Raw genomic sequence first — 3,446 nt, forward strand, 5'->3', positions numbered from 1 at the left:
AAACCACCGATTCATCTCCTCCCTATAGAGGAAGGAATCTTCTCGGCTTTTTAGATAAATGTAACCCTGAATCCTCTGTACCGTATTGTGTTCAAAGGAGGCGAGGTTAATGAATTTATATTTTCGGGATAATTTTTTTAATGCCGGTGTTACGGAGATTCTGAATGAACAGGAAGAGAATGCAGGTCATATAGATTTGAAGAGTACTTTTGGTTCTGCAATCGACGTGTATGGGCAGAATGGCCAGCTGCTGTGCAAAGGACATTTTCCATTCTTCTCTAACAAATGGGAGGTTACCGGTCAAGGTGGAGAACTCTTAGGTGCGCTTCGAAGCAGGTTTGCACTGTTCACAAAGAAATTCACGTATGAAACCGAAGGACGAGGGAGTTACGAGATTAGTTCACCGGCATTTTCAAGAGAATATGAGATATCCGATGAAACCGAAATCATTGCCAGTTTTAGACAAGTGAACGACTGGTTTTCTTCAGGGGCATATCTTCTGAACAATCAATGTGATCATTTGGATACTTACGAGCTTGTAGCGGTGATCATGGGGATGCATTCCATTCAGAAAAGACATCGTGCCGCAGCAAGCAGCGCAAACTAATCCATGTTTCCTTAGCAAGAAACGTTAGCACAACAAAAACAGCGACTGTCTATCCTGAAATTGTCTATATAGTAGTCTAAATAATCGATGTGCCGGAGTGGGGGGATCTACAATCTGTCCAACCGGCACACCTACTATATTGGCTACTTCCCTAATTCATACTTCTTATTTCATCCTCTTCTATAAAGGCACCTGACAGTAAATCTATAGCTTAGGAATTGGCTTTTGCAAAATTGTTAAACCGTTGAACTTCTTCTTGCCTTCCTGATCTAGACCGACAAACCAATCAAAGTTTACATACTTCTCTATATACTCTCTCATGTATAATTGCAGTGGGAAAGGTTCTGTCTATACTCTTCCAAAGAACGCGAAAAACGTACGTTAGAAAATGTGTTGCATCCTGATTCGATCACAATGGGCTTTCACGCTGATGAAAGCGCAGGGCGGTAATGAGCCGCTGGCGGACGGCGCGAAGATCAAGCTGGAAGCGGACAAAAGCATTGTGGAAGTCGGCGAGGACACAGCGCTGACCGTTGCGGTTGAGGAGGCCGGCGACCTCTACGGCATCGAGTTGGACATCGACTGCGATTCGAGTTTGTTTGAGTTTAAGTCGCTGGAACTGCTTGAGCCTTTGCGGAAAAGCGGCGCAAACGGCGAGGGCTTTCTGATGTACTCGGATCAGGGAGGCGAGCTGCGCATTGCCGCCAGCAGATTGGGCGGGGTTCAGGGGATCGACGGCAATGCCGATTTGCTGCGGATCGTCTTTACATCTCGGCAGCAGGATGACCGCGCGATACTGGCAACGGACGGTATCGCCATCTCCGACAGCCGGGCTGTGACGACGGCCGGATCGGACGGCACCTATCCGAATTGCGGTGGCGGATTCCTATGCCATTACGGGCTCGGTGCCGCGTTCAAATGCGCTTGTCGCGATCGCCAGAGCGCTCGGCGCCAGCGAGGGAGAGGCAGGCTATGTTCCGAATCTCGATATGAACAAGACGGCCGCATTGACAACGCTGATCTCGCTTATGTCGCCGTCCGTGTTTTGCAGGCGAAGCAGCCGCGGCCATTCCGTCTGAAGCAGCCACTTATAAGGATGATGAGGAGGAGAAGTATGAAAATAAGCAAATGCTGTTCTGTTCTGCTCGTCATCGCGATTTTGTTTAATGCCGATAGTGCGACGGCGGAGCCGAAAAACGGCGGCGTTCCTGATCAGAAAGGCGTAATTGGCTCGGAACCGGACATCATGGAGCAAGGGAATTCACAAACGGAGACATCCGCTGCATTGGTGACGCTGGGCAAGGAACTGGCCCATAGCAAGCCGATCACCGCGACCTCCGAGGTTACTTCCGTTGGACGGGTCGCCGCCAATGCGAACGACGGCGATCTTTCCACACAGTGGGAATCGGCCGCTGCTGACTTGGGGTATGCTCGATTTACGGGGACGTCAAACTCCAATCCGAGCGGCATTCAATTTACAGAACCGGAAGTTTACCAAGATCCGAATCTTGTTTCGCCGGAGCTGCCTGACCTTTCGGTATCCTCGATTCACCTGTCTCCATCTGCGCCCGAGCCGGGGGATGAAGTCACTTTCAGTGCGGTCGTGTGCAACGACGGAACGGGAACCTTGGCGGAATCGAACATTCGGGTGGATTTCACATTGAATCCGGCTGTCAGTGATACGGCGGTAACCGAAGCGGTGTATACAGGGAGTCTAGAGCCGGGCGAGACAGTATCCGTGACCGGAACGGCCTCCTGGACGGCTTCTATAGGCACCTATGCCCTGCAAGCCAAGGCCAGTGCAGACGTACAGGAGACGCACAACCAGAACAATGCGAGGATGACCTATTTTGCCGTCCGTAAGCCGGCCTCCGAGCGAACGGACTTTGAAGAACGGGCGGAGTACATCCTGCAAACCCTGGCGTCGAGCAAACCTACACAGACTAACCGGACATTGTGGGTAAAGGAGGCCGTTTATCACGCGCAAGCGCGGTTCGAGCTGGGTGTGGATGTCGAAACGGCATTGGACTACATCGCCAGCATTAACAATAATTTCGCAGGCGCGTCCATGTTTTACTACACGGCCAATATCGACACCTATTTGAAATACGGCCACCTATACCCCGAATCTCTCAGAGAGAAAGTTAAGGCGAATATGCTGGCTGCCGACTATTCCAATAATGGAAGCACGGAGAACCACTTCCTCGAATTCCGAACGGCCGGCTACCTGGTTGCGCAGACGTGGCCGGAATGGAGCAAGGCGCAGGCGACGAAAGCGTTCGCCGAACGGGACATCAGCGAGATGCTGCAGCGGTTCGTGAAGTATGGCATGAAGGAATACGACTCTACCACGTATTGGGCGCTCTATGTCGAATGCCTGCTGATGCTGCATGATTTGGCCGACGATCCGCAAATGAAGCAAAAAGCCAAAATGGCGCTCGACTGGATGCAGGCCAATACGGCCGCCGAGTGGGTAGACGGGTACTGGGTGTCTTCCACGAATCGCGATTATATGGGGATGAGTCCCAAACTCGGCGCAGCCGGGACGATCATGGGATGGCTGTATTTTGGGGGAGAAGAGCAGCCCCGACTTTTGGTAAATGAATTAAATTATCCGGAAGGGATGTATTCCATAGTTGCGGCGGTTTCGTCTTACCGCATCCCCGACCCCATTCAATCGGCGGTGGCCGACCGTGACGGCCCTTACACGAATCTCGAAAGTCATGATCAGTATCCTACGAGCAAGCTGAACTGGCCGTACGGTTACCGGAAAACCAGCTATATCGCGGAACGTTACGGCGTGGCGAGCCAATTCGACGGCTACGGCCGCCCGGGCTGG

General features: G+C 51.9%; 2 protein-coding genes. Both read left to right on the forward strand.

Annotation, left to right across the window (positions count from 1 at the left end):
* The first annotated feature begins 109 nt into the window (after positions 1-109).
* Positions 110-607: a hypothetical protein gene (locus tag L691_RS0125330; RefSeq protein ID WP_025693017.1), complete on the forward strand. Its 498-nt coding sequence runs from the start codon at positions 110-112 to the stop codon at positions 605-607.
* A 430-nt stretch (positions 608-1,037) separates the two neighbouring features.
* Positions 1,038-3,446 (forward strand): CARDB domain-containing protein (locus L691_RS30200; protein WP_036738296.1); only part of this gene is annotated, 2,409 nt, incomplete at its 3' end.

This window comes from Paenibacillus zanthoxyli JH29 (genome assembly GCF_000520715.1).
Classification (GTDB): domain Bacteria; phylum Bacillota; class Bacilli; order Paenibacillales; family Paenibacillaceae; genus Paenibacillus_AQ; species Paenibacillus_AQ zanthoxyli.

Coding starts and splice junctions, on each gene's coding strand:
- L691_RS0125330 (WP_025693017.1), top strand. CDS start 110: ATGAATTTATATTTTCGGGATAATTTTTTTAATGCCGGTGTTACGGAG.